This window comes from Candidatus Nitrospira allomarina (assembly GCF_032050975.1).
In the GTDB taxonomy this organism is placed as follows: domain Bacteria; phylum Nitrospirota; class Nitrospiria; order Nitrospirales; family UBA8639; genus Nitrospira_E; species Nitrospira_E allomarina.
In genome coordinates this window covers 600244-624639 of the sequence record NZ_CP116967.1, presented here as the reverse complement: position 1 = coordinate 624639, position 24396 = coordinate 600244, and the positions used below count along the sequence as shown (strand labels likewise).

Annotated in this window: 25 protein-coding genes; 24 read left to right on the top strand and 1 reads right to left on the bottom strand. The window is 47.1% G+C overall.

Translation table 11 applies throughout. The annotated features are described in order from the left end of the window. Positions 1-31 precede the first annotated feature (31 nt). The 15 genes from PP769_RS02660 to rlmB all read left to right on the top strand — a co-directional run bounded on the left by PP769_RS02660 (position 32) and on the right by rlmB (position 13343). The gene (locus PP769_RS02660; protein ID WP_312644837.1) at positions 32-586 is read left to right on the top strand and encodes a hypothetical protein; all 555 of its coding nucleotides are present in this window, start codon (positions 32-34) and stop codon (positions 584-586) included. Then, positions 583-1230, top strand: a complete 648-nt coding sequence (locus tag PP769_RS02655) for an HAD family hydrolase (RefSeq protein WP_312644835.1) — start codon at positions 583-585, stop codon at positions 1228-1230. Before PP769_RS02660 ends, PP769_RS02655 begins: the two co-directional genes overlap by 4 nt. A gap of 166 nt (positions 1231-1396) precedes the next feature. Beyond that, positions 1397-2017 carry a bifunctional phosphoserine phosphatase/homoserine phosphotransferase ThrH gene (gene thrH, locus PP769_RS02650; RefSeq protein WP_312644832.1) on the top strand — a complete coding sequence of 207 codons (621 nt, stop codon included), beginning with the start codon at positions 1397-1399 and terminating at the stop codon, positions 2015-2017. Between the two features lie 325 nt (positions 2018-2342). Beyond that, complete coding sequence (locus tag PP769_RS02645; RefSeq protein ID WP_312644830.1) at positions 2343-3095, top strand: hypothetical protein; 753 nt, start codon at positions 2343-2345, stop codon at positions 3093-3095. Between the two features lie 221 nt (positions 3096-3316). Continuing rightward, complete coding sequence (gene cutA / locus PP769_RS02640; RefSeq protein WP_312644828.1) at positions 3317-3655, top strand: divalent-cation tolerance protein CutA; 339 nt, start codon at positions 3317-3319, stop codon at positions 3653-3655. A 76-nt stretch (positions 3656-3731) separates the two neighbouring features. After that, complete coding sequence (locus PP769_RS02635) at positions 3732-4733, top strand: M23 family metallopeptidase (RefSeq protein ID WP_312644826.1); 1002 nt, start codon at positions 3732-3734, stop codon at positions 4731-4733. Between the two features lie 424 nt (positions 4734-5157). Further along, complete coding sequence (locus tag PP769_RS02630) at positions 5158-6048, top strand: thiamine pyrophosphate-dependent enzyme (protein WP_312644825.1); 891 nt, start codon at positions 5158-5160, stop codon at positions 6046-6048. A gap of 69 nt (positions 6049-6117) precedes the next feature. Further along, positions 6118-6855, top strand: a complete 738-nt coding sequence (locus PP769_RS02625; RefSeq protein ID WP_312647025.1) for a 2-oxoacid:ferredoxin oxidoreductase subunit gamma family protein — start codon at positions 6118-6120, stop codon at positions 6853-6855. 34 nt (positions 6856-6889) lie between these two features. After that, on the top strand, positions 6890-7213 hold the full coding sequence (locus PP769_RS02620) for a pyruvate ferredoxin oxidoreductase (RefSeq protein WP_312644824.1): 324 nt from the start codon (positions 6890-6892) through the stop codon (positions 7211-7213). A gap of 56 nt (positions 7214-7269) precedes the next feature. Then, positions 7270-8031, top strand: a complete 762-nt coding sequence (locus tag PP769_RS02615) for a carbon monoxide dehydrogenase beta subunit family protein (protein ID WP_312644822.1) — start codon at positions 7270-7272, stop codon at positions 8029-8031. A gap of 43 nt (positions 8032-8074) precedes the next feature. Continuing rightward, complete coding sequence (locus PP769_RS02610; RefSeq protein WP_312644820.1) at positions 8075-9427, top strand: transketolase C-terminal domain-containing protein; 1353 nt, start codon at positions 8075-8077, stop codon at positions 9425-9427. A 149-nt stretch (positions 9428-9576) separates the two neighbouring features. Beyond that, complete coding sequence (gene surE, locus PP769_RS02605; RefSeq protein ID WP_312644818.1) at positions 9577-10428, top strand: 5'/3'-nucleotidase SurE; 852 nt, start codon at positions 9577-9579, stop codon at positions 10426-10428. 34 nt (positions 10429-10462) lie between these two features. Further along, positions 10463-11074 carry a YqaA family protein gene (locus PP769_RS02600; RefSeq protein WP_312644816.1) on the top strand — a complete coding sequence of 204 codons (612 nt, stop codon included), beginning with the start codon at positions 10463-10465 and terminating at the stop codon, positions 11072-11074. 3 nt (positions 11075-11077) lie between these two features. After that, positions 11078-12613 carry a cysteine--tRNA ligase gene (gene cysS / locus PP769_RS02595; RefSeq protein WP_312644814.1) on the top strand — a complete coding sequence of 512 codons (1536 nt, stop codon included), beginning with the start codon at positions 11078-11080 and terminating at the stop codon, positions 12611-12613. Further along, positions 12588-13343, top strand: coding sequence for a 23S rRNA (guanosine(2251)-2'-O)-methyltransferase RlmB (rlmB, locus tag PP769_RS02590; protein ID WP_312644812.1), 756 nt, complete (start codon positions 12588-12590; stop codon positions 13341-13343). Before cysS ends, rlmB begins: the two co-directional genes overlap by 26 nt. Before the next feature lie 23 nt (positions 13344-13366). On the opposite strand, the gene PP769_RS02585 is transcribed toward rlmB, so the two are convergent. After that, positions 13367-13627: a response regulator transcription factor gene (locus tag PP769_RS02585; RefSeq protein ID WP_312644810.1), complete on the bottom strand. Its 261-nt coding sequence runs from the start codon at positions 13625-13627 to the stop codon at positions 13367-13369. A 125-nt stretch (positions 13628-13752) separates the two neighbouring features. Between PP769_RS02585 and PP769_RS02580 the strand changes: the two genes are divergently transcribed. The 9 genes from PP769_RS02580 (at position 13753) to PP769_RS02540 (ending at position 24316) form a co-directional block, all read left to right on the top strand. Further along, the gene (locus PP769_RS02580; RefSeq protein WP_312644808.1) at positions 13753-14526 is read left to right on the top strand and encodes a prepilin peptidase; all 774 of its coding nucleotides are present in this window, start codon (positions 13753-13755) and stop codon (positions 14524-14526) included. A 92-nt stretch (positions 14527-14618) separates the two neighbouring features. Then, entirely contained in the window at positions 14619-15065 is a 447-nt protein-coding gene (locus tag PP769_RS02575) for a GspH/FimT family pseudopilin (protein ID WP_312644806.1), read from the top strand. Between the two features lie 8 nt (positions 15066-15073). Continuing rightward, positions 15074-15481 (top strand): type IV pilus modification PilV family protein, encoded by a 408-nt coding sequence (locus tag PP769_RS02570; protein WP_312644804.1) that lies wholly within the window; start codon positions 15074-15076, stop codon positions 15479-15481. Positions 15482-15495: 14 nt separating this feature from the next. After that, complete coding sequence (locus PP769_RS02565; RefSeq protein WP_312644802.1) at positions 15496-16104, top strand: PilW family protein; 609 nt, start codon at positions 15496-15498, stop codon at positions 16102-16104. Beyond that, positions 16101-17420 (top strand): pilus assembly PilX N-terminal domain-containing protein, encoded by a 1320-nt coding sequence (locus PP769_RS02560; protein ID WP_312644800.1) that lies wholly within the window; start codon positions 16101-16103, stop codon positions 17418-17420. The genes PP769_RS02565 and PP769_RS02560 overlap by 4 nt, the downstream gene beginning before the upstream one ends. Positions 17421-17782: 362 nt before the next feature. Beyond that, entirely contained in the window at positions 17783-20017 is a 2235-nt protein-coding gene (locus PP769_RS02555) for an NADP-dependent isocitrate dehydrogenase (protein WP_312644798.1), read from the top strand. A gap of 108 nt (positions 20018-20125) precedes the next feature. Continuing rightward, positions 20126-20803 (top strand): class I SAM-dependent methyltransferase, encoded by a 678-nt coding sequence (locus PP769_RS02550; protein WP_312644796.1) that lies wholly within the window; start codon positions 20126-20128, stop codon positions 20801-20803. Positions 20804-21254: 451 nt separating this feature from the next. Continuing rightward, complete coding sequence (locus tag PP769_RS02545; protein ID WP_312644793.1) at positions 21255-22451, top strand: ATP citrate lyase citrate-binding domain-containing protein; 1197 nt, start codon at positions 21255-21257, stop codon at positions 22449-22451. A 35-nt stretch (positions 22452-22486) separates the two neighbouring features. Next, on the top strand, positions 22487-24316 hold the full coding sequence (locus PP769_RS02540; protein WP_312644791.1) for a citrate/2-methylcitrate synthase: 1830 nt from the start codon (positions 22487-22489) through the stop codon (positions 24314-24316). The last annotated feature ends 80 nt before the right edge of the window (positions 24317-24396 follow it).

Genomic DNA, 24396 nt, shown 5'->3' with positions numbered 1-24396 from the left:
CAAATTCATTGTGAGCCTGTTGTCGTGGTTCATGCGGGTCTTACTGTGTGTTTTGGGTATTGTGGTGTTCAGTGCAATCTCTCTTCATGCCATTAGCGGCCACATCACTGAAGATCCCACCAAAATTTTACAGAAATATCTTTCCCTCGATAAAAAAGGCGTTCGGTTGGAGGCGCATTCCTGGGAGGTGGTGAGACCTTTTGTGGCCTGGCTGGAAGAACCGGCCTGGGGACACGTAGTCGTGATTTCTCAATATGAGGTGGTGGACGATGTGTCGCAATGGGAAGTTATGAATGGGCTAGAGGCCAAAATTCCCGTAATTTTCGAGGTGTTAGGAACGATGCACTGGGAACGCGCAACGTTTGTGACCAATCCACATCGTGAAATTCAATATTTTCATCTGAAGGGGGTTGGGGACCGGTGGCAAATTGTTGGGCCTCAATTGCCTCCACATGTGGGCCGTCAACGTTTGGTCGATTTTGTTCGTTGGGCGGAGTTAAATGAATCTGGACCTGAAAGAAAAAATCTGCTCAATTCTTTGATACAACAATTAGAGCTTACCAATGAGAAAGATGTTCAAAAATGACTACATGGCGTGCGGAAGTGTTGTTCTTTGACTTTGACGGAACTTTGATCGATTCGAAAATCGATATTGCCACCTCGGTAAACCTGACGCTAAGGGATTTGGGATTGGCCTTACGATCCCGGGAAGAAATATTTAGTTTTGTGGGTGACGGGGTGAAGCGGCTATTGCGGTTATCGGTGGGGGAAGAAAATTTTGATCAATATGAAAAAGCCTTGGAGATTTTTCGAAAACATTATCTAGAGCATTGCGTGGAAACCACACGGTTTTACCCTGGGATTTGGGAGGTGCTTCATCATTATCAGGACCGAAGAAAAGCTATAGTGACCAACAAGTCCTTGGAGTACACCCTTTCAATTGTGGATGGGTTACATGCCCAGGATCTCTTTCATCATGTCGAGGCCCCTCGGGATACGATGGAATTGAAGCCAGAACCTGTAATGTTGTTGCGGGCACTTGAGGGATTGGGCGTCGATCCCTCTGATGCGGTGATGATTGGGGATAGTACGAATGATGTTCGAGCAGCCCAGGCGGCGGGTATTCGAGCTTGTGCCGTAGGGTATGGGTACGGGAATCGAGAAAAAGTTGCAGCATTACGGCCTGACTTTTATTGTGAAAATCCGAAAGATCTTCTTGGGTTGTTTTAATTCCTCCCACCTCTCATTCATTTCTGCGAGTGACAGCATATAGTAAAAGTGGCCTGGTTACCCCGTGATTTTTCTAGTTGTGGCTAACCCAGGAATTCTTTTATGATCCATTGAGATTTTTGTAGCTAGGAACATTTTTGATTATTAATCACGAGAAGAGGTCTTGATGGCGCAGCCGGTTATTACCTGTTTGGACATGGAAGGAGTGTTATTTCCTGAGATCTGGCTAGCTTTGGCGGATAAAGTTGGCATACAAGAGCTACGTCTGACCACCAGGGATGTTGCGGATTATGATGTCTTAATGAAAAAACGACTGGAAGTCCTGAAAGCGCATCGCATTACTCTTCGGGATATTCAGGAAGTTGCCAGTACGATTTCTCCCCTCCCTGGCGTTCCTGATTTTTTTGCCTGGCTGCGTGAACGATGTCAAATCATTATATTGTCGGACACGTATTATGAGTTTGTCGGATCACTTATGAAGAAGCTCGACTTCCCTACGATTTTTTGCCATACATTGGGAGTTGATTCCCATGGGTTTATCACAGATTATTTCTTACGCCAACAGGATCAAAAGCGACACGCTGTCAGTGCGATGAAAGGTATCGGGTTCAGAGTCTTGGCGGGAGGAGACTCTTATAATGATGTTTCAATGTTAAAGGAAGCCGACGCCGGATTTTTTTTCTGTCCTCCTGATTCAATTATCCAGGAATTTCCCCAATTCCCTGTAGCTCGTTCATATGTGGAATTTCAGGAGCATTTGGGTCGGGCAGGCGGCTTCTCTTCCTGATCTGGTCATGCTGAGGTAGGTTTGAATTCCCTTCCCCCATGTTTCGTTCGAGAGGCCCTTGGCTAATGCCAAAATTTATGGAGGGGTTTCTGAGGGGAAACATTGTTGCGTTTCCAAATTGTACTTGCTAGATGTATGGCGGTTTATGAGCGGCTGAAGAAGCGTACTGATGATAAAGGCGAAAGAGCTTCATAGAATCATTTTTAAAGAAAAAAAAGAGATGTAATCCTCAAAATATTGCCAGAAATTTTTTCTGGACTCTCTAGGGCTGTGGCTGCACAGTGTTTATGCCAAGAGCACTGACAAACTTGAAAGGAGCTTTTACATGAGGGTCTCGCGCATTCGCCTGTCTCTATTGGTAATGGTACTGCTCTGCCTCTCTACCGTAACCGGCTGTCTTGGGAAGCGGGAATGGCAATACCCCCCGGCCTCTACTGGGTCATTTCTGAACGAAAAAGCCGCCGCGCCAATCCCGGCAAAAGCCATTGTTCTTCCTTTGGAAGATGTGAGGGGAAACGAGGTAAAAGAGGAATATTGGAAGGCCGCCATCCCTCTCGTTCCCTATGGAGACACGCGATATCAACGCCCTGAGGCCGCACCCAACCCTGAAGAGGTGGATGTCGTCAAATTTGATCCGGCTAATGATTTGGCCCAATCCATCGCTGCGGAATTAAAACATGCAGAAATTTTTTCCTCGGTTGATTTTGCCAAAGATGAAGGACAACAACCGGCGGATGTGGCCTTTCGAGGTCGTCTCCGTTCGACTGACTGGAACCGTAGATTGTACTCGTATCTCTTAGCTCCCGTGGGAGTGGTTTTTTGGATGTTAGGCCTTCCCATGAGTGAAACCACCACCGCTCTGGAGCTTGATCTTCGATTAACCCCCCTGAATGATCCGTCGAAGGTGTTATGGAACATGACAATGGAATTCGAAGGGAAGCAGCTTGATGGACCATATTATGGTCTTGAGAATGCTGTCGAGAGTTATCCTGAGGCTATGCAAGAGGCCTTAAAGCCCGCAATTGCAGATTTGATTGGCTTGGCCAACGAGGACCCAACCCGACTAATGCCACGCTAAGTGATTGAAATTATTGCCATGTGAAGTATCGAGAAAAAATATGAAATATCTGGTTGATATTTGGTAAGCAGAGGATTATTTTAAGCTTCAGGAATTGAAAAAACGGCCGATAATGATTAGGAAACACTGACATCTTGCAAGGACGTTCGTTGTCGTCTCTCATGAATTCATGAGATCTTTTTCTTTCATTCAAGATTTCAGGCACTTGGTGGTATTTTTATATGGAAGAAATGGTCGTAATGGTGACGGTAGGTTCTGAGGGAGAGGCTACAAGCCTGTCAAGGATTTTGGTAAAGAACGGATTAGCCGCTTGCGTCAATATCATTCCAGGCGTGCGATCAATTTTTCATTGGGAAGGTGAAATTGCTGAGGAACAGGAATTTTTGCTATTGGCAAAAACTGTGAGACGGTCGTATGACCAATTGGTTTCCTTGGTGAAAGCCAATCATAGTTATGAGGTTCCTGAAATCATTGCTCTGCCTATTCAGCTTGGAAGCGAAGAATATTTAGCCTGGATTCGAGATGCAACCAAGAGTCGAGTCGGCATGAATGAAGAGTAAGGGGAAGTATTTTTTCGGCTTAAGGTCTGCATAAATGAAAACGTTGATGCTTTTAATTTTATAATTTGGGTGAATTATGAAAGAGTCTGAAGATACGTTGACGGTCATAATCTTTCGTGGGGCCCGCTCAAATCCCTGGCGCCTAAAATTCCGAAAATCTCTTGTGAAGTATGGAATGATTGTGGGTTTAGTGTTGCTGCTGGTTCAGGGTGGGGTTATTACGCATTATGTTTACCAGTGGAGCCAACTGAGTGAATTAGGAGAAATAAAACAAGAATTAACGTCCTCGCGTGCTCGAACCAGTAATTTTTCAACCGAAGTAGATGGAATGAAAAAGCGGATGTTAGCGCTAGAGACCCTTAATCGGAAGCTTCAAACCATGTTTGGTCTTGAGGCGGATGAGATTCAGGGGCTGCCTTCTGGTCTTCCTGGGCAGGGTGGAGAGGAATTACCCTATGAGGAGATGCCATATGATGGGGTCCAAGAAGAGGCGTCTTGGGATTTAAAAACTTCAATTGAAAAAACCGGGACGTCACCTGAGGTCTCTGGTTTAAATTCGACCATGGACCGAAAAATTACCGAGATTAAGGCTGGACTAGAGTGGCTAAATCAACAAACTGAATTGGAAAGTCAAATCCTGGAAGAGCTTTCTGCCGCAGCCCAGCAAAAAGCTGATCAATGGGCCTCCATCCCTTCCATCTGGCCAGTCAAAGGTGCCTTAACCTCAAAGTTTGGTCCTCGGGTCTCCCCCTTTACGGGTAAAAAAGCCCTGCATGCTGGTATTGATATCGGTGCTCCTACTGGAACCGAAGTTCGTTCTCCTGCAGCGGGGAAAGTTGTCGTGGCCGCCTATGATGGGCGTATGGGAAAATTTGTTCGTATTGACCATGGTTATGGCATAGAAACGACTTATGGGCATATGTCCAAAATTAATGTGAAATACGGGGATAAAGTTCAAAGAGGCGATCTTGTCGGTCTTGTCGGGAGCACGGGAAAGTTTTCTACGGGACCCCATCTTCACTATCAAGTGGCTGTGAATGATAGAGTTGTAGATCCTATTCATTACATTTTGGATTAGCCTGCCCTTTCAGGCCTTGGAGATTTCTTAGATATCTGCCAGGTCTGCTCGTGATTTTTCTTGCTACACCTCCACTTACACATTCCTTTGAAAAGTTTGGGACAAAAGACCTAAGCCGTTTGATTCGAGACTGGGTCTTCTTTTATAGAGGGTGGGCCTTCTTTTGTGTTGAATTATCTATAGCAATTGCATAGATTAATCTTAGATGACGTTAATGCATTTTTGGTTTGTGAAGAAAATTTAGAAAATGCTCAGGAAATTCAAGGAAATATTATTTGAAATTTAAGTCTACCCGTTAAATTGACAATAATTTGTTTTCTTTGTTAATTTCTTGTCTTGTTGGGGTATTTTACCTAGCCCAAAGTTGTTTCTAAATATTGATGGTGATGATTACTTTTGCTTTTAACCAAGGAGGAGGCCCGATATGAGTCTCGATTACGTAAAATTCACGCCCGGTTTCGGAAAGTTTATGCCAAAAGAATATAGGGATATGGTCGAGCATGGACCATTTGGAAAAAAAACTTCTGTATCGCAAGTGGGAACGTTTAAGGAGATCTTAGAGGAACATCCTATGTGTGCGGGATGCGCGATGACCTTGTTTATTCGATTGGCTATTATTGCATTCCCTAATCCAGAAGATACGATTACAGTTGGTACTGCTGGTTGCGGGCGACTAGCCATCTCTCAGGCAGCTATTCCTTTTGTCTATGGAAATTACGGCGATCAAAATGGGGTGGCCAGTGGATTGTCACGCGGACTTCGCTTGAGATTTGGAGATCGCCCTAAAGATGTTGTAGTGATGGCGGGGGATGGGGGAATGGCAGACATTGGTTTTGCTCAAACTTTGCATTCCTGGTTTCGAAAGGAAAAATTTACGACCATCATGTTGGATAACGAAGTATATGGGAATACCGGTGGTCAAGAAAGTGGCATGACCAACAAGGGCCAAGTTTTGAAGATGGCACCTTTAGGGAAAAAATTTGAAAAGATGGATATGTTAGGAATGGCCAAGGTTGCGGGGTGTGCCTATGTGGCGACAGTGGTTCCCAATAACCCAAGAAGAGTGGAAAGTGTCATTAAAAAAGCGGTCCTGATTGCGCGAGAAGTTGGCCCAACGTATATCCAAGCCTATACCTCATGTAATATTGAATACGCGATTCCAACAGATAAAGTGATGGAAGATGCCAAAGATGTCGAGAATGATCGTTATGCATTTTCTGAATATCTTACAGACGAGGCCAAGCAGTATTTAGGGGAATTGTATGGATACAAAGAATATCTACCGAAGCCTGCAGCTGCAGTAACAAAAGGGTAGTTGTCTCCCCGATAGTTCGCGTGCTTGGTTGGGATGCTCTTTAAGGTATGAAAATGGAGGAGGTTGAAAATGGCTATTCGTTATAACATTCGTATGGCAGGCGTTGGTGGTCAGGGTGTGGTGACTGCATCCCACATTTTTAGCACAGCGGTCATTAATGCTGGGGGAGAGAGCACCATCGTTCCGTTTTATGGGTCTGAAAAGCGAATGGCTCCCGTAGAAAGCTATGTTCGTGTTTCAAATGAGCCGATTTATGAAATTGGAGAAATTACCTTTCCCCATATTCTCATGGTCTTTCATCCACAGTGCATTACCCATGGTAAGAGCTACACGAATCCATTTTATTATGGGTTAAAAAAAGAGGGAGTCGTTCTTATCAATAGCAATACACCCATGAATCTTGAGCCGGATCAAGCTGCCGAATTGAAAGAACTGGGTGCAAAAATTTATTACCTTCCAGCCACCCAAATGTCTTTAGATGTGGCGGGAATTGATCTGGCCACCAATATGGCGATGGTAGGAGCCATCGGCGCAATTACGGGACTTTCGACTATAGAGGCCACCGGAGAGGCTGTGAAAGATAGATTTCTCGGAAAAGGTTTTGTGGTGTCAGGTGGAACTGCTGCATTGGATAGTGTGGTGGAAAGAAAGTTCAAGAAGAAGGCGGAATTGATTGAGAAAAATTTAGCGGTGGTAAAGGCTGGTTGGGATTATGCTGTCGATAATGGATGGACTTTGGGAGCCTCCTCAATGGCTGACCAAACAACGAGTGCGGCAAATAAAGCAGCAGCAAAGGCTTCGGTCTAAAAACGAAAATAGAAGGAATTGAAAGGGGAGAGCGATGTATCTTGTTGCAAATATAGATATAGATATTTGTGCTGCAACCAGCTGTAAGTTGTGCACACAATACTGTCCGGAAGCCAATACGATTCAGTATGATACGGAGGCGGGAAAGGACAGGGGTTTAAAGTATGGGTCGGCTTATGTCGCCGTTGATCGTTGCAAGGGTTGCGCACAATGCGTATGGGTGTGTGACAATATGGCCAAGCATCATGCCATCAAAATGGAAATGATCGATCAAATTGGGGATGCGGCACTTACTGAAAATATTTCCTACTTGGAAAAAAATACTAAGCCGGTTCTTGCTAGTCCGCTGAGGGGATAATCTAAGAAAAGTTTTTCATTCTCCAGTCATTTCATACTCATCAATCGGAGTCTAACGTGGAATTAACGAAAGAGTTAGAAGAAGCAATCGTGGCCCCAGGCCCACAAGGTTTCCATCCACCATCTGCTGCGGAACTTGGTGTCCTGACGCCTGAACAAGGATATGGTTTGAAGTTTGGCCATGTTGTTGCGGAAGAGCTGGCAATGGAAGCTATGGCGCGTACGATGTTGACTCGAAAGAATGCAACCATTTTCCCTGGTCCGATGGTTTTGTGGAATTGGAATGATCATGCGGCCGATAAGGCTAGAGCTGTATTAGAGCTGGCAGCCCAATTGCCCGATGTGCTCGTCATTCCCATGCCGGATTATCGCCCCAAGTACCCCAAGGTTGAACCGGAGGAAGTGATCAATCCGAATCATCCCAATCTGACAATATGGGGAAATAAGATTGAAGCCTGTATTTTTATCGGGGTCCATTGTCACTATGCTAATCTGACTCTTAAAATGATTCGAGCCGGAACCAATTGCTGGACATCTGCTATTTGTGCGGAACAGGGGCATGAGGATGCCATGTTCACGGTTCGAGATTCTGATGCTGCAAAGATCCGAAGAGTTGCAGCAGTTTTTAAGCGGGTACGAGAAGAAATGGGAATAAAGTTACCAGAAAGTGGCAATAATGTTCGTTTTACTGGACTGCAGTCCAAGGTCCATGGCGGAAAAACACACACCAATCCTCTGGATTTTAATATCGAAAGCCCGGTTGATGGAGACGCAGCAGCGTTTGGCCATAAAGCTGAACATATGCAAAGGGAAGCATGAGTAAATCTGTAAAATTTCAATTAAGTAATAAGGGGGTCAAACTATGAGCGAAGCCCTTGAATCAGAAGTTAAAACAAATCCCCAAGGTGATCCAATTACGAGTGCGCCGGCTGCACCATCGGTAGATAGCGAAAAGGGGAGAAAGGACCCTCATGGAGAGGCCAAGCGCCAGAGGGTTGTCTCTCCAGAGTATATGTTTTTTGAGGCTCCCAGGGAACGGGAATTCATTACCGGGAGTGAATGTGCAAAAGAGGCGGTGAGGCGCTCAAATGTAGATATGTCCGTGGCCTATCCCATTACCCCACAAAGCGAAACCTTGCAATTAATCGGAGTCTTGTATGGTGAAGGGTATGTGAAGGAATTCTATCGAGGTGAAGAAGAATATGGCGTCATGTCGGCAATTGCTGGCGCTTCCCGTGCAGGTGTTCGAGCTTTTACGGCTACAGCTGGTCCTGGAACATTGCGAGGTCTTGAGCCCATTGTCTCATGGGCCGGTCACCGCCTTCCCGCTGTTTGCATGTTTACGTGCAGGGTCGTGAATGCTCCATTGGCTATCCAACCTGATAATATTGAAATTGCCTACCTTTTAAATAGCGGAATGTTGGTCTTTCATGCGGAAAATCAACAGGATCTGTTTGACTTTATCATGAAGGGTTTTATCATCAGCGAAAAAAATGATGTGACCCTTCCTGTGGGTGTCTGTTGTGATGGTTTTTTTGTGACTCATGCTCGAGGGTATTGTGCGATGCAGGATCGTGGGCTCAAGCTCCCGCCTCGAGACCCTTACCGAGGATCGGTCCCGGTTTTAGATGCGGAGAACCCCCCAGCTCGATTGTCCCGTGATGCTCCAGTGCAAAAATCTAATTTTATGGCCTACAACATTCATGCGGTGTGGCAGCAGGAAGTATGGGCTGGGGTAGAACGATCACGGAAATATATTAATCAATATATGGATGGATTGTTAGAAGCTCAGGATGTGGAAGACGCAGATGTTCTCCTTATTGCTTCGGGGAGTGCTGCGGCGCAATCCCGCGAAGCGGTTCGCCAATGTAAAGAGAAAGGCATTAAGGCAGGATTAATCAAAATTCGTTCCTTGCGACCTTTCCCAACAAACGAATTAAGAGAGCTGTGTGGGAAGGCCAAGCTTATTGTTATCCCGGAATTTAATTATGTCGGATGGTTGGCCAAAGATGTGGCTACGGCAATTTATGGTTTCTCCAACGCAAAAATTGTGGCAGGTCCACATGTCTACGGTGGGATGTCAATGCCAGTTGAGATGATTACGGATGAAGTGGAATGTGGTTTAACCGGTAAGAAGTCGAATACGGTTCCAGAATCTCATATTATGGGAACGGTGGATCCAGCAGCGGTTGCTCATTTTATGAAGAGCATTTAGAATCATTAAAGTAGCAAAGATAGGATGACCAAAAAGCCCGTCCCAAGAATAATTGGGGCGGGCTTTTCTTTGCCATCAGGAAAAATTAAGGATTGATAAAGAGAAAGGCTGTCGGTTAGTAAAAGCTACTGATAAAGTAAAAGGTCTAGATGATCCATTCTTCTCCCGGACCAATCATCTTGGTTACCAATGATGATGGAATAAATGCTCCTGGTATCAGGGTGTTGGCTGAAGCTCTGAGCCCATTAGGGGAAGTTTGGGTTGTGGCCCCAGAGAAAACACAAAATGCCGTTGGGCGGTCGATGACATTGCATAAACCATTAAGACTGCGTCCTCTGAAAAAACGATGGTATGCCGTTAATGGGACCCCAGCGGATTGCGTGACACTAGCCGTGTGTCATCTTCTACCGGCGTGCCTGCCAAATTTGGTGGTATCAGGTATTAATAATGGATGGAATTTGGGTGATGACGTTACTAATTCCGGAACGGTTGCCGGAGCCATTGAAGGTATGCTTCATGGTATTCCTTCTATTGCCATTTCCCTGGAAGACTTACCAAAATGTCAATATGCCGTCGCAGGCCATTTTGCCTTTTTGGTTGGCAAACGGGTTTTAGAATGTGGGCTTCCTGAAGAAACCATATTGAACGTGAATGTTCCGAGTCGTCGATTGGAGAACATTGCCGGTATTCAAATAACCTGTTTGAGCCAGCGACGTTATCTCAATCCCGTAGTCGAAAAGACAGATCCGAGGGGTAATCGATATTTTTGGATTGCCGGACAACGAGAATCATGGGCTAGAGGTAAGCATTCTGATCATGACGCCGTTTCCAATCAAATGGTTTCAATTTCTCCACTTCATTTGGATTTGACTGATTATTCTGCGATGCAGGCGCTGAAAGGGTGGGAGAAGTCTCTTTTTCCCTCAAAACAATCCCTGCGAAAACCAATCAAAATTTCTGGGAAAGGTAAGCGATCTCCAATAAAACCAAAACGTCTATGAGGGACTGATAACCAGCAATTTCTACTGAAAAAATATGGAATTGGGCAAACAATTATACGAGTGGATGTTATCGTGGTCTGACTCTCCCTATGGAGTTCCGGCCTTATTCTGTCTCGCTTTCGCCGAATCTTCATTTTTCCCATTGCCTCCTGATGTGTTAGTGATTGCGCTTACTCTTGGCAATCCAAGCCTGGGTTGGTGGTACGCAACGGTTGCGACAATGGGGTCTGTACTTGGAGGAGCTTTTGGATATGGAATCGGATGGTTAGGGGGACGGCCTCTTCTGCTTAAATTTATGGGGCAAGCAAGAATGGATTTGGTGCATCAGTATTTTCAACGGTATGAAGCCTGGGCTATTCTCATCGCAGGTTTCACCCCCATTCCGTACAAAATTTTTACCATTGGGGCAGGAGCGTTTTATGTGAACTTTCGAACTTTTATGGTGGCCTCACTTATCAGTCGGGGCGGTCGGTTTTTTCTCGTTGCAGGTGCTATCCAATTCATGGGCCCATGGGTCAAAGAACTCATCGAAAAGTACTTCAACTTATTTTCCATTGTCTTTGTGGTGATGTTGGTGCTTGGATTTTGGCTGGTCCAACATCATGGAAAAAAACTCACACATCCCGCGCCAACCCGAGAACAGTAAGTCATGTCTCTCACCCTGTATAACTCCCGAACAAACAAGAAAGAACTGTTTCTTCCGCTGACGCCGAATCAGGTTAAGATGTATGTTTGCGGAGTCACGGTATATGATGATTGTCATCTTGGACATGCCAGGAGTGCGTTAGTTTTCGATACCATCAGGCGGTATTTGGAGTACAGCGGTTTCCAGGTAACCTATGTCAGAAATTTTACAGATGTGGACGATAAAATTCTCCAACGAGCTCACAAAGAATGTATTCCTTGGACTCAGGTGACGGAAAAATATATCGAAGCCTTTTATCGTGACATGGGGCGATTGGGAATTATTCCCCCCACAATAGAGCCTCGGGCGACTCACCATATCCAGGATATCGTGAACATGATTGCGGGATTAGTTGAGAAGGACGCTGCCTATGAGGTGGAAGGTGACGTGTATTTTGAAGTCAGAAAGTTCAGTCAGTATGGCCAATTATCCGGTAGGAATCTGGAAGAATTATTGGCCGGTGCTCGCGTTGAAGTCGACCATCGGAAAAAAGATCCCATGGATTTTGCTCTCTGGAAATCAGCAAAGCCGGATGAGCCAGGGTGGGAGAGCCCTTGGGGTAAAGGTCGACCGGGTTGGCATATCGAATGTTCGGCCATGTCGATCAAGCACTTGGGTCCAACATTCGATATCCATGGAGGGGGGAAGGATCTTATTTTCCCGCATCACGAAAATGAAGTGGCTCAGTCCTGTGCCTACACGGGAAAGGAGTTTGCCCGGTATTGGATTCACAACGGGTTTGTAACGATTGATCAAGAGAAAATGTCCAAGTCATTGGGGAATTTTTTTACGATTCGAGAGATCTTTGAGAAGTCACCGTATTCAGAAATAGTAACCGGGGAGTGTCTTCGCTATTACCTCCTCTCCACGCATTACCGAAGCGATATCAATTTTTCTGACCAATCCATTTCCGAAGCCAAATCGGCTATGGATTCCATCTATGGACTCATTCGGCGACTGGAGGAATTCGATACTCAAGCGGATAATCAAGGTAACGAAGAGTGGGGGCGCGTCTCGAATCATTTTGCCAAAAAATTTGAGAAAAGTATGGATGATGATTTCAATACACCCAAGGTGCTCGGAGCTTTTCACGAACTTCGAGGAGAGATCAATAAATTATTGGGAAAGGGGTTATCCAGCCAGGCTAAACAAAAAGTCAAAGAGGCACTGAAAAAGTTTGGCGAACCGCTCGGGTTATTCCAGTTGAATCCTAAAGAATGGCCGTTTGTTGCATACGGTTCTGCAACGATAAAGGGTGGCGGTTCTTTGAAGGCAGAAGGAAAGAAAACCGCTTACGGTTCTACAATAATAAGTGGTGGTGGTTCTGTGGAGACTTCTCGTTTCGTAAGTTCGGATTGGATCGAGGAAAAAATTCGCCTTCGCAATGAATCTCGGGCTCAAAAAGATTTTTCTACCGCTGATACCATCAGAAATGAATTAGCCGAACAAGGCATCATCCTGGAAGACCGACCCGATGGCACCACACGTTGGAAGCGATGAATCCCCGGCAACGGTGTACGGGTTTCATGCGGTTCTAGAATCTCTCCACTCACAGTCTCGGCCCGTCCAACGAATTTGGACTCTTCGGGCTGATGGTCGATTTCTTCCCATTGTGAAATTGGCAAGGGAACGCGGTATTTCCCTGGCTGTCGAATCAAGGGAGCGATTAGATCGCTTAGCTGGCGATCGACATCATCAGGGCGTGGTGGCTCAGGTTTCCGCCAAGGAGTATCTGGAGGGAGAGGAGTTGCTGGACCTACTTTCTCTCAAACATATTCCTGCTTTATTAGTGGTGTTAGACCAAATCCAGGATCCACATAATCTAGGCGCGATTGTCCGTTCGGTAGAGGCGGCTGGTGGAGATGGAATTGTCATCCCCAAGCACCGTGCCGTGGGTCTGACGGGTGGAGTGGCCAAAGCATCGGCTGGGGCTTTAGAGCATGTCTCCATTGCTCGTGTAGCCAATACGGGAAAGTTTCTTGAAACTTGTCAGAAGCGGGACATCAGGACTGTAGCATTAGTCCCGGAAGGAGTTGAATCCTATTCAGAGGTAGACTTCACAGAACCCGTTGCGCTGGTGTTTGGAAGTGAAGGAGAAGGGATCCGGCCGATTGTCCTAAAAAAATGCGATCAACTAGTTAGGATTCCAATGTTTGGAAGGATGAACTCGCTGAATTTGTCAGTTGCCGTAGCAGTGACACTCTTTGAAGCAGTTCGGCAACGGAATTAGAAACCATAAGAACAGTGCGGAAATTATTTTATCTGAATCAGGCCTTCCTGAATTGCGGCATTGAGCAGTTGGGCGGCATTAGAAACCCGAACCTTCTTCATCATATTGGCCCGGTGGGCTTCAACCGTTTTGACGCTAATTTTTAATTGCTGTGCAATCTCTTTATTCTTCAACCCCGACCAGATGAGTTGCAGGATTTCTTGCTCGCGTTGAGTCAGGGCCTCTGGGCGTTTTCGCTTAATAGGTGGCATGTCCAATTTATCCGGTTTTAGTTGGTTGGTCATGGGTACCTCAGGCATTTCCTCTAGGCGAATTATCTAAGGGAGAATATCAGGTCATTTTAGGATTGTAAACCGAAAGAATACGTAAACTCACCCCAGTCGAATTAACTACGGAATATGTGACTTTTATGTCTCACTGGATTGTTTGGCCGAGCGTCTTTATTCTGGGAACGATCATTGGGAGTTTCTTGACGGTATGTGTGCACAGAGTCCCAAAGGGACAATCAGTAGTGGCTCCTCGGTCGGCATGCCCCCATTGCGGCGGTCAGATTTGCTGGTATGACAATGTTCCTCTTTTGAGTTTTATCTGGCTACTGGGAAGGTGTCGAGCTTGCCATGCGGGTATTCCGCGAAGATACCCCATTATTGAGTTGGCAAATGGCTTAGGCTATCTCCTGGTGGTCTGGCGGTTTGGGCTCACGTGGCCCACGATCGTGTATGCGGGGTTGGTGTCGGTGTTCCTTGTGGTGGCTTGGATTGATTGGGACCACAAAATTATTCCGGATGTGATTACATTACCTGGAATTGTGATTGGCTTTTTGTGCGCATCCTTTCTGCTACCGACGGGCTGGGTCAATTCGTTTATCGGTCTGTTGGTGGGAGGGGGGATTTTACTAGCTCTCGCGTGGGTCAGTCCCTTCTTGTTCGGAAAAGAAGGCATTGGAGGTGGTGATATTAAATTTTTGGCCATGGTGGGAGCCTTTTTGGGGTGGCAGCAGGCCATACTTACCCTCATGGTAGGATCAGTGGTCGGCGCGGTTGTCGGGATAATATTGCTGGCCACGAAGGTCCTTGAAAGAGGCCAATACATTCCTTTCGGACCATATCTAGCGCTTGGCGGTCTGATCGCGGTGGTGTGGGGAACGGAATTATGGCACTGGTATTTTCATGGGTTGTTATAAGTACCCAACGAATTCAGCAAGGCAGATGCGACCACACGGAGTCGGTTCAAGACGTTACTCTAACAGGGACAAGACGATTGAAGAGATCTCTTTTGTGTAACAGAGGTTTTACCCTCACTGAATTAATCATTGTGCTTGGCATTATCGGGGTAGTCTTGATGTTAGCTCAGACCTGGTTGGTATCCCAGTTACCTCATTGGCGATTGAATGGAGCAGTCAGACAGGTGTCCTCTGACCTTTTAGGGGCAAAAATGAAGGCTGTGATTGAACGGAATAGGCAACGAGTTTTCTTTCAGGATAATCATCGGTATGTGTTATTGGATGATGATAATAATAATGGAAAGTCCGACCCGGGCGAACATCTTGTAGCTCGCGATATTCAGGAGAGTTTTCGAGATGTCATGATGACAGCCACCAACAATCCCTCCTTTCTGCCAAGAGGAACGGCGTCCAGTTTAGCTTCTATTACCCTGTCCAATTCAGCCGGAAAACGGATCATTACGGTTAGCATAACCGGACGGGTAAAAGTGAAGTCTTAATGAACATCATGATGCATGAGAGATATCGACTGACGAGTTGCCTGCGAGATCAACGAGGGTTCTCTTTGTTAGAAGTGCTAATGGCCCTGGTGGTGGTTTTCCTGGCGCTCCTTGGATTTGCAGGCTATTCCGTTGTCGCTCATACCGGCATGACGGCGAGTGAAAAAATGACCAGAGCCGTCACCCTCGCCCAGGAAAAATTGGAAGACGTGCGCCGGGATGGAGTGCCCAGTTCGTTAACCGGTACATGGATTAATAGGGAACCCTATGGCTCAATTTCCGGTGCGAGCCATCATCAACGAACGCTCACGATTCAACCCCATTTTCCAATATCCGGGTTACACACTGTCAAGGTCGAAGTGCGGTGGGATCATGATGCGCATACCACCACACTTACCACTTATCTCACAAAGTAAAAGTGAATACGCAGATGCCACATGTTTCGATAGGGTCCCCTAAGGGGTATACCCTCGTTGAGGTCGTGGTGGCCCTGAGCTTGAGTCTCCTGACAGTGAGCGTGGTCTATGCTCTGTATATTCAAGAACTCAAAGCCCAGGTTGTGCGAGAGCAAATCCTGGACATGCAGCAACAGGCTCGCGTGGTGGTGGATTTGGTGACCAGGGAAATCCTGATGGCCGGTTATGATCCTCGCGGAGTGAATCGTGATTCCGATCTTACTAATGATTTTGAGGGCATTACGTATGATCCCCAAAAGCTCTCAATCAAGGCTGACATAAATGGTAATGGCATCACCAGTGATGCCAATGAATCGATTGTCTTTGTCTATGATGCCTCGACCCACCTGCTCCGGCGAAATACCGGTGGAGGAAATCAACCGTTTGGTGAGGATATTGAAGCGTTTGGCATAGATTATCTTGATCAGGCTGGGAACCCGACCACAGATTCCAAAGCCATTCGACAAGTGAGAATTTCGGTGACAGCCAGAACGTCACAGCCTGATCCACAGTATGCCAAAAACGGTGGATATCGAACGGTGACTCTCCATTCCCGAATCACGATGAGAAATGTCCAATCATGACCGGATTCAATAGCAAGGAAGGAATAAGGCCTTATCACAATTCCATGGGTGGAGCGCTCATTACAGCCTTGTTATTGGTCGCTTTTTCTACAATTATGGGTGCGACGATTTTGTTTGCCACGTCCACCGACCTACAAATCAGTGGAAATTTCCGAAGGGCGATGGCTACGTTCTATGCCGCAGAGGCGGGCATCGCAGAAACCGCCGTTCGTTTGGGTGGATCTTCCTTATCAAATCCAGGGTATCTCGGCGATCCTTCTCCCATCCTGCAAGCAAATTGGTCCGCCTATGTGTTGTCTTTGCCTGAGTGGAAACCACAGTATGATACGGAATATTCAGAGGTTTTCACCAACTATTTTCCTTTGAGTGGAAATTCTACGAATACGGCAGTTCGTCCCAATAGTGTGCAATCTATTCTCCCTTACTGGACTAAAATTCGTCATAAAACCGAGTATGATGCGGAACGGGCGGGACACAGTTCTCTGACCCCTCACTATCAAGATGGTGATGGAATTAGCGCGACGCATTCAATAAATAACCGAGGCAGCCTGGTCTTCTTTGGATTTGCATCAGAAAGTGAACTCGTCCCCACCTCATTTACGTCAGTAAATCCCACTCCATATTCCCCAATCGAAATCATCATCAGCCAGGGTCAGGCAGAAGGTGCCACGTCCCTGATTCAAGTGGAGGTTGCACACCCGTCTGGGCCGCCATTGTTGGCCGCCGTATATGCGAAAAATCAGGTCGTATTTGCTGGCGGAACCACAGCCGTAGAAGGATTTGATAATTGTGGGATCCTGGCGGCAGGCCGGCCCCCGGTGCAGTTGGGCCCTGCAGGTGCGTTGGCAGGAACCGCGACTTTCACAGGGAATCCTCCGACGCCACAAGTGGGATCGGAATTCCTGGATTTAGTCAAGGCTTTAGAGAGCCTTAAGGGAGGCGCTCAGGTCATTTCAGCAGATCTGGTCGGTGTGAATCTTGGGGCGCCTGGGCATCCTGCCCTGTTGTATGCCGAATCGCTTGCAGGGGGATTTCCGAGCCGCCTTGCCGTTCAGAATCTCTATGGATATGGCATACTTTTGGTAGCGGGAAATCTTAGCATTTCCGCGCCATTTCATTGGGAAGGGCTTATCATTGTCTCTGGGCAAGTGACGTTTGATGGTGGAATTGGGAGTTCAGTCATTCAGGGTGCCCTCTTGGCGGAACAGGTACAGATACTGAATGGCGAGGTGAAGATGACTCTGGATACCTGTCCGATCGCCGCGTCCCTTCGAGTGCTTCCGGTTAAGACTCTCAGTTGGCAACAACTTCTCTAGCCCTCTCTAAGACTTTTTATATTATTCGACTGTTAAATCTCAAAAAATTCATGTGCAAGGCTCGCTCTCAATAATTCCTCTAACTTCCAGTTTCTAGTTGAGTTTACTTTTTCGGGTAAAATGTTTTCGGAAACTTCCCCTATTTCCGCATCTTTCCTGAGACTTTTGATTCGTGGCGACATGGGTCCTTTGATTGATTGCAGAAGGGTGACACCATTCTTACAATGGTTTTCTTGTCACGGCATGGGGATTGGTTTACAGATTTCATCACAACTGCTTGTTGAGTTCCCCCACGGCGTGTTTGAGGCGAGTTCTTTCTAGGAAAAACGTGTTCTCAATTAACCTTTAACGGGGTAAATGCCATGAGTGTACAACCAGACATTATTTACACGAAAGTTGATGAAGCGCCTGAGCTGGCCAGCGGATCGTTTCTCCCAATTATTCAGTCATTTGCTAAAGCGGCAGGTGTGACCGTTGGCACCAAAGATATCTCCCTCGCGGGAAGAATTCTTGCGCAATTTCCTGACAAGCTCAAGCCTGAGCAACAACAGCCGGATGATCTGGCTCTATTAGGCGAACTCGTTGAAAAGCCGGATGCCAATGTCATTAAATTACCAAACATCAGTGCATCGCTCCCACAAATTAAGGGTGCGATTGCTGAATTACAATCTCAGGGCTATGCGATCCCTGACTATCCTGAAGATCCTAAAAACGAAGAAGAAAAAGACATTAAGGCCAAATATGACAAAGTGAAGGGAAGCGCGGTCAATCCGGTGCTGAGGCAGGGGAATTCCGATCGTCGGGCTTCAGCCTCGGTCAAACAATACGCCAAAAAGAACCCGCATAAAATGGGTAAATGGACAAAAGATTCCAAAACACACGTGGCGCACATGACGACCGGAGATTTTTTCGGCAATGAAAAGTCCGTAACCATCAACGAGAAAGCTGCCGGAAAGGGAAAAATTGAATTTGTGGCGGACGATGGTAGCGTTACCGTCGTGAAAGATAAATTAACCCTCAACAAGGGTGATGTATTGGATGCCAGCAAGATGAGTTGCCAGGCATTGCGTCAGTTCTTTAAAGAGCAGGTAGCAGATGCCAAACAGAAGGACATTTTGTGGTCGTTACACCTGAAGGCCACCATGATGAAAGTTTCGGATCCCATCATGTTTGGTCATGCGGTGAGGGCATTCTTCGACGATGTCTTTAAAAAGCATGAAAAAACGTTCGCTGAATTGGGCGCCAACCCGAATAACGGATTAGGTGACATCCTGGCCAAAATTAAAAATTTACCTGAGGCCAAAAAGAAGGAAATCGAGTCAGATATCCAGGACTGCCTCAAAAATGGACCGGCACTGGCGATGGTGGATTCCGACAAGGGCATTACCAACCTTCATGTGCCGAGTGACATCATCATTGATGCATCCATGGCGGCTGCACTGCGAACCTCAGGGAAAATGTGGGGACCTGATGGCAAAGAACATGACATGAAAGCCATCATTCCTGACCGGAGTTATGCCGGTATCTATCAGGCAGTGGTCGATTTTTGTCGCGAAAATGGCGAATTCAATCCGTCTACCATGGGTAGCGTCCCCAATGTGGGGTTAATGGCACAAAAAGCCGAAGAATACGGGTCACATGACAAGACATTTGAATCCACCGGGAAAGGCGTAGTCAGAGTGCTGGATGGAGCAGGGAATGTCTTGCTGCAACACGATGTTGAAAAAGGCGATATCTGGCGCAGTTGTTATACGACGGATGTTGCCGTTAAGGATTGGGTTAAGTTGGCTGTGAACCGGGCCAGGGCTTCTTCGACCCCGGTGGTATTCTGGCTCAATAAAAATCGGGCTCATGACGCCCAAGTCATTGAAAAAGTGAATCTTTACCTTAAGGATCACGATACCAAAGGGCTGGACATCCAAATTATGGCACCGGTGGATGCCATGAAGCACTCCCTCAAACGTGCAAAGGACGGCCTCGATACCATTTCGGCTACTGGAAATGTGCTTCGGGATTATCTCACTGACTTATTCCCCATTTTGGAGTTAGGGACGAGCGCCAAAATGCTGTCCATCGTTCCACTCATCAATGGTGGAGGTCTGTTTGAAACCGGAGCCGGAGGATCGGCCCCGAAGCATGTACAGCAGTTTGTCAAAGAAGGACATTTACGCTGGGATTCCCTCGGAGAGTTTCTCGCCTTAGCCGAGTCGTTTGCCCATTTGAGTCAAGTCAAAAACAACAAAAAAGCAAAAATTCTGGCGGACACTTTGGACAAGGCCACCGGAAAGCTTATGGACAACCGGAAGGCCCCAGGGCGTGAATTGGGGCAATTGGACAATGCGGGAAGTCATGTGTACGAGGCCATGTACTGGGCGCAAGAACTCGCCGCACAGAATGATGATCAGGACTTAAAAAAGCAATTTGCCCCGATCGCAAAAGAGTTGGAGTCCAAAGTCGATACAATTCTTGAAGAGATTAAAGCGGCAAAGGGACGGGCTCAGGATATTGGCGGGTATTATCGTCCCGATCCAACCAAGGTGATGACCGCCATGCGTCCCAGCGCGACTTTCAATGCCATCTTAAGTCGCTTAGCCTAGGTTCTCAACGTAGGCTGGTCTTCCGGTATTATTCTTATACTGGGGAAGTGTGCAACGAGCCGGGTTCCAAACGGAGCCCGGCTCGCCTTTTTTGGGGAGATAATTTCTGTGAGTCATGTGAAAATTGTGACACTTCCCAAAATCGGGGTTGTTCCCATTGTCTGTAAGACCAAGCGAGACATCTCTAGGGAAACCCCACTAGATGCACGGGATGACGAATCCCTCGGATGGGGGTACTGGGATCGAATTTGGCCTTCTGAAGTGGCCTTATCAGAATGCCTCATTCATCGGTTTTTCCCATCAAAACTGCAAGGCGTCAAGGTTCTGGAAATCGGCTGCGGAACAGGGTTAGCCGGAGTGGTTGCTACCCGGCTCGGGGCATTCACCATGTTTTCAGATGTGGTGCCTATTACACTTGAAGCCACAAAGGAGTCCTGTCGCCTGAATCATATCAGCAATTTTGACACATGCTTGTTGAATTGGACGGAAAAGATTGGACCAAAAAAGTTTCTTTATGATTTGGTAATAGGCAGTGAAGTTTTTTATGAGGAAGGAATTCTAACCGGTATTTCTCATATACTTGAACAGGTGCTTACCCCAAAGGGGAAAGCCATGTTTTGTGATCCAAACAGACTGGGGCTCGATACGGTCGAACATGAGTTTAAAAAGAAATTTATTGTGGCAATAGAAGAAGTCCCGCTCAATTGGCCTTCCCGAAAAGATGCCGAAGTAGAAAAGAAGGGGTTTCTTTACCAATTAAGTCGCAGGAGTCAGGAGGCATTCTGACAAGATCATTCCCCACGTACTGAAGGTGCTAGGAATGAGGACGAGGCTCTTAAGCACAGGGATGCCCAGAGGTTTAAAAATTTAGTGAGTAAATTTAATGGCTTTTTAAATCAACAAGATGGATGGTTAGACCATAGCAGGGTTTTTTCTGATATCAGGAGAGAGCGTAGGCTATTGCGGGGTTGGTTTAGGGAAGCCTGGGGCTAAGTGGGAATGCGTCTCTTCATCTCAACTAACTAATTTTTAACAGGTTTTATCTTTAAGGGTGTGGTGGTGATCTTATGGGCATTCCACGTGGAAGCACTGGGACTTTTGAAAGGGGTTCATGGGTCTTTTGATTGATTGCAGCGGGATGAAGGCATTCGTACAATGCACCGTTCCGCGCGGCAGGCGGGTTGTGCTACGTTTGTCCTTAACCATTATGATCAGTCCCTGAAGGAAGGGTTGGATTATGGCAAAAGTTCTTGAAGGCCCGGGAATGGGCTTATTGCGAAAATGGGGGATTTCTACTCCCAACTATGCTGTCGTGACCTCAAGTGAGGAGTTTGACCAATTATCTCAGGTCAATGATTGGCTCCAAAAAAATAAACTGGTAGTCAAAGCGCATGAAGCACTTGGCTCTCGTTTTAAATTGGGGTTAGTCAAAGTGGGCTTGGATTTAGCCGGGGCCAAAGCGGCTGTGCGGGAGATGCTTGGGAAACAACTGGAAACCCTGACGATTAAGCAGGTGATTGTTTCCGAGGCGGTTGATCACAAAGAAGAATATTATGCCGCGGCCAAATCGACGCGCGATGGGGTGGACCTCTTGGTGGCAACCTGTGGTGGGATCGAAGTGGAATCTAATTGGGATAAGGTCAAGCAGGTATCCATCGAAACCGGTGAGACCCTGTCGGATTCAGCGCTTTCCTCTCTGGTAAAGGATGCGGGGTTTTCCGGCGATACGGCCGCTAAAATGGCCGAATTTTTGAAGAAATTATATGCCTGTTTTGATAATGAAGATGCTCAATACCTAGAAGTGAATCCAGTTGTACTCAGTGCCCAGGGAGAACTTATGGCTCTGGATGCAGTGACCCTTTTGGACGGTGATGCCAAGTTCCGGCATAAGGACTGGACCTTTCCGTTTGCGGCTGAGTTTGGGCGTGCCTATACCAAAAATGAAGAAGAGGTCATGGCGGTTGATGCCAAGGTGAAAGGTTCAGTCAAGCTCATTGAGATTCCTGGTGGCAATATTGCGATGTTACCTGCAGGTGGTGGAGCCAGCGTTTATTATTCAGATGCGGTGGTGGCCCGTGGTGGCAAACTTGCGAATTATGCAGAATATTCAGGCGATCCACCTGACTGGGCAGTGGAAGTTCTGACGGAAAAAGTCTGCTCCTTGCCTGGTATCAAGCATATTATTGTGGGTGGAGCGATTGCGAATTTTACCGATGTCAAAAAGACCTTTGGTGGTATTATCAATGCGTTTCGAAAGGCTAAAGCGGAAGGCAAGCTCGAGGGTGTCAAGATTTGGGTGCGCCGGGGTGGTCCAAACGAATTGCAGGGATTAGCGGCCATGCGTGCGCTTCAGGATGAGGGTTTTGATATTCAGGTATTTGACCGCAAAACACCGTTAACGGACATTGTCGATATGGCCATGGCCGCAAAATAACCTATTAGACCTTGAGGATGTAGGAGACCGTTTCGATGAGTATTCTTGCAACGAAAGACACGCATGTCGTCATTCAAGGGGGGGTGGCCGGGGTGAATGCCGCTCGTCGTATGGCTGAGTTCCGGTACATGATAAAGCAACCATTGAATGTCTCTGCGTTCGTTTATCCCCCTGATGCGGGGAAGACTAACGAGATCATTTGTGGAACCGAGTTAATAATGATCCCCATTTATAAAACCGTCGCCGAAGCGACGGCCAACCACCCGGAAATTAACACGAGTCTGGTCTATATCGGAGCAGACCGGGCCTATGCCGGCACCATGGAAGCCCTGAATGACCCGCATATTAAAACGGTCTCCATGATTACCGAAGGGGTGCCGGAAAAAGATGCCAAACTTTTGGGAAAGCATGCCCGTAAGCTTGGGAAAACCTTTAATGGCCCTTCCTCAATTGGGGTAGTGTCGGCAGGAGAATGTCGCCTCGGAGTGATCGGGGGGGCGTTTGATAACTTGGTGGCGTGCAAGCTGTATCGTCCTGGTTCTTTCGGCGTGGTCACCAAGTCCGGAGGATTGTCGAACGAGATTATATGGATTTGTTCTCAATTTGCTGACGGCATCACGACGGCGATCGGTATCGGCGGTGATGCCTACCCGGGCACTGATTATGTCAGCTACCTGGAAATGTTTGAAAACGATCCGCAAACCAAGGCGGTGGTTATTGTCGGGGAAATGGGTGGAGATTTGGAAGAACGGGCTGCCGAATGGTACGGGGCCAAGAAACGCCGGATTAAATTACTCGCGGTCGTATCAGGGTTCTGTCAAGAGAGTCTTCCAAAGGGTATGAAATTCGGGCATGCCGGGGCGAAAGAAGGATTGAAAGGTGAGGGGTCTGCCCGGGCAAAGTCTGAAGCCCTGAAAAAGGCCGGCGCGATTGTGCCGGATACTTTTGGAGCTCTGGGGCCGGCCATCAAGGCCACCCATGAGGAGTTGCTTAAAAGCGGACAGGTCAAGCCCATTCCGGATTTGGCACCGGCGGACATACCGAAGCTCCCCAAAACGGTTCAAGAGAGCATGAAGGAAGGGGAAGTGCTGGTGACCCCCCTGATTCGTTCCACAATTAGTGACGATCGCGGTGATGAACCGCTGTATCAAGGTTATCCGGCTTCTGAACTGATCAATAACGGATATGACATTCCCCATATTATCGGCCTGCTATGGGACAATCGTCTTGTCACCAAACAGGAAGCCGAAATCATTAAACGCATTATCATGCTGTCTGCTGACCATGGCCCTTGCGTGAGTGGAGCCTTGACGACGATTATCGCCGCTTGTGCTGGAATCGGATTATCTCAAGCGGTCGCGGCCGGTATGATTATGATCGGTCCGCGCTTTGGTGGAGCGGTGACGGACGCGGGGCGGTGGTTCAAATACGCGATCGACAACAAACTTTCGGTCGATGATTTTCTCGTCTACATGAAAAAAAATGTGGGACCTGTTCCGGGAATCGGTCATCGAGTCAAAAGTTTGAAAAATCCGGATAAGCGGGTGAAGGAGTTGGTCGGGTACGTGAAAAGTTTGGGCATCAACACGCCCCACTTGGACTTTGCGTTAGAAGTTGAAAAAATTACCGCTGTCAAAAAAGATAATCTTATTCTCAATGTCGATGGAACCATGGCGGCGGCCGTGTTAGTCGATATCGGTTTTCCGGTTGATAGCCTCAATGGCTTCTTCATTTTATCGCGAACCATCGGAATGATTGGACATTGGACGGATCAAAAGCGGCAAGGGAGTCGGCTTATCCGATTATTTGACTATCTGGTAAATTATGCTTCCCCAAAGCGTCGCGAGGTGCCACCGTTAAAGTAGTGCCGGTTAAATTTATACCGGGTTAGTGGTCGGTCTAGATTAAAACTTATCCATGTTGAACTGAACCCAGGAGAAGGTGC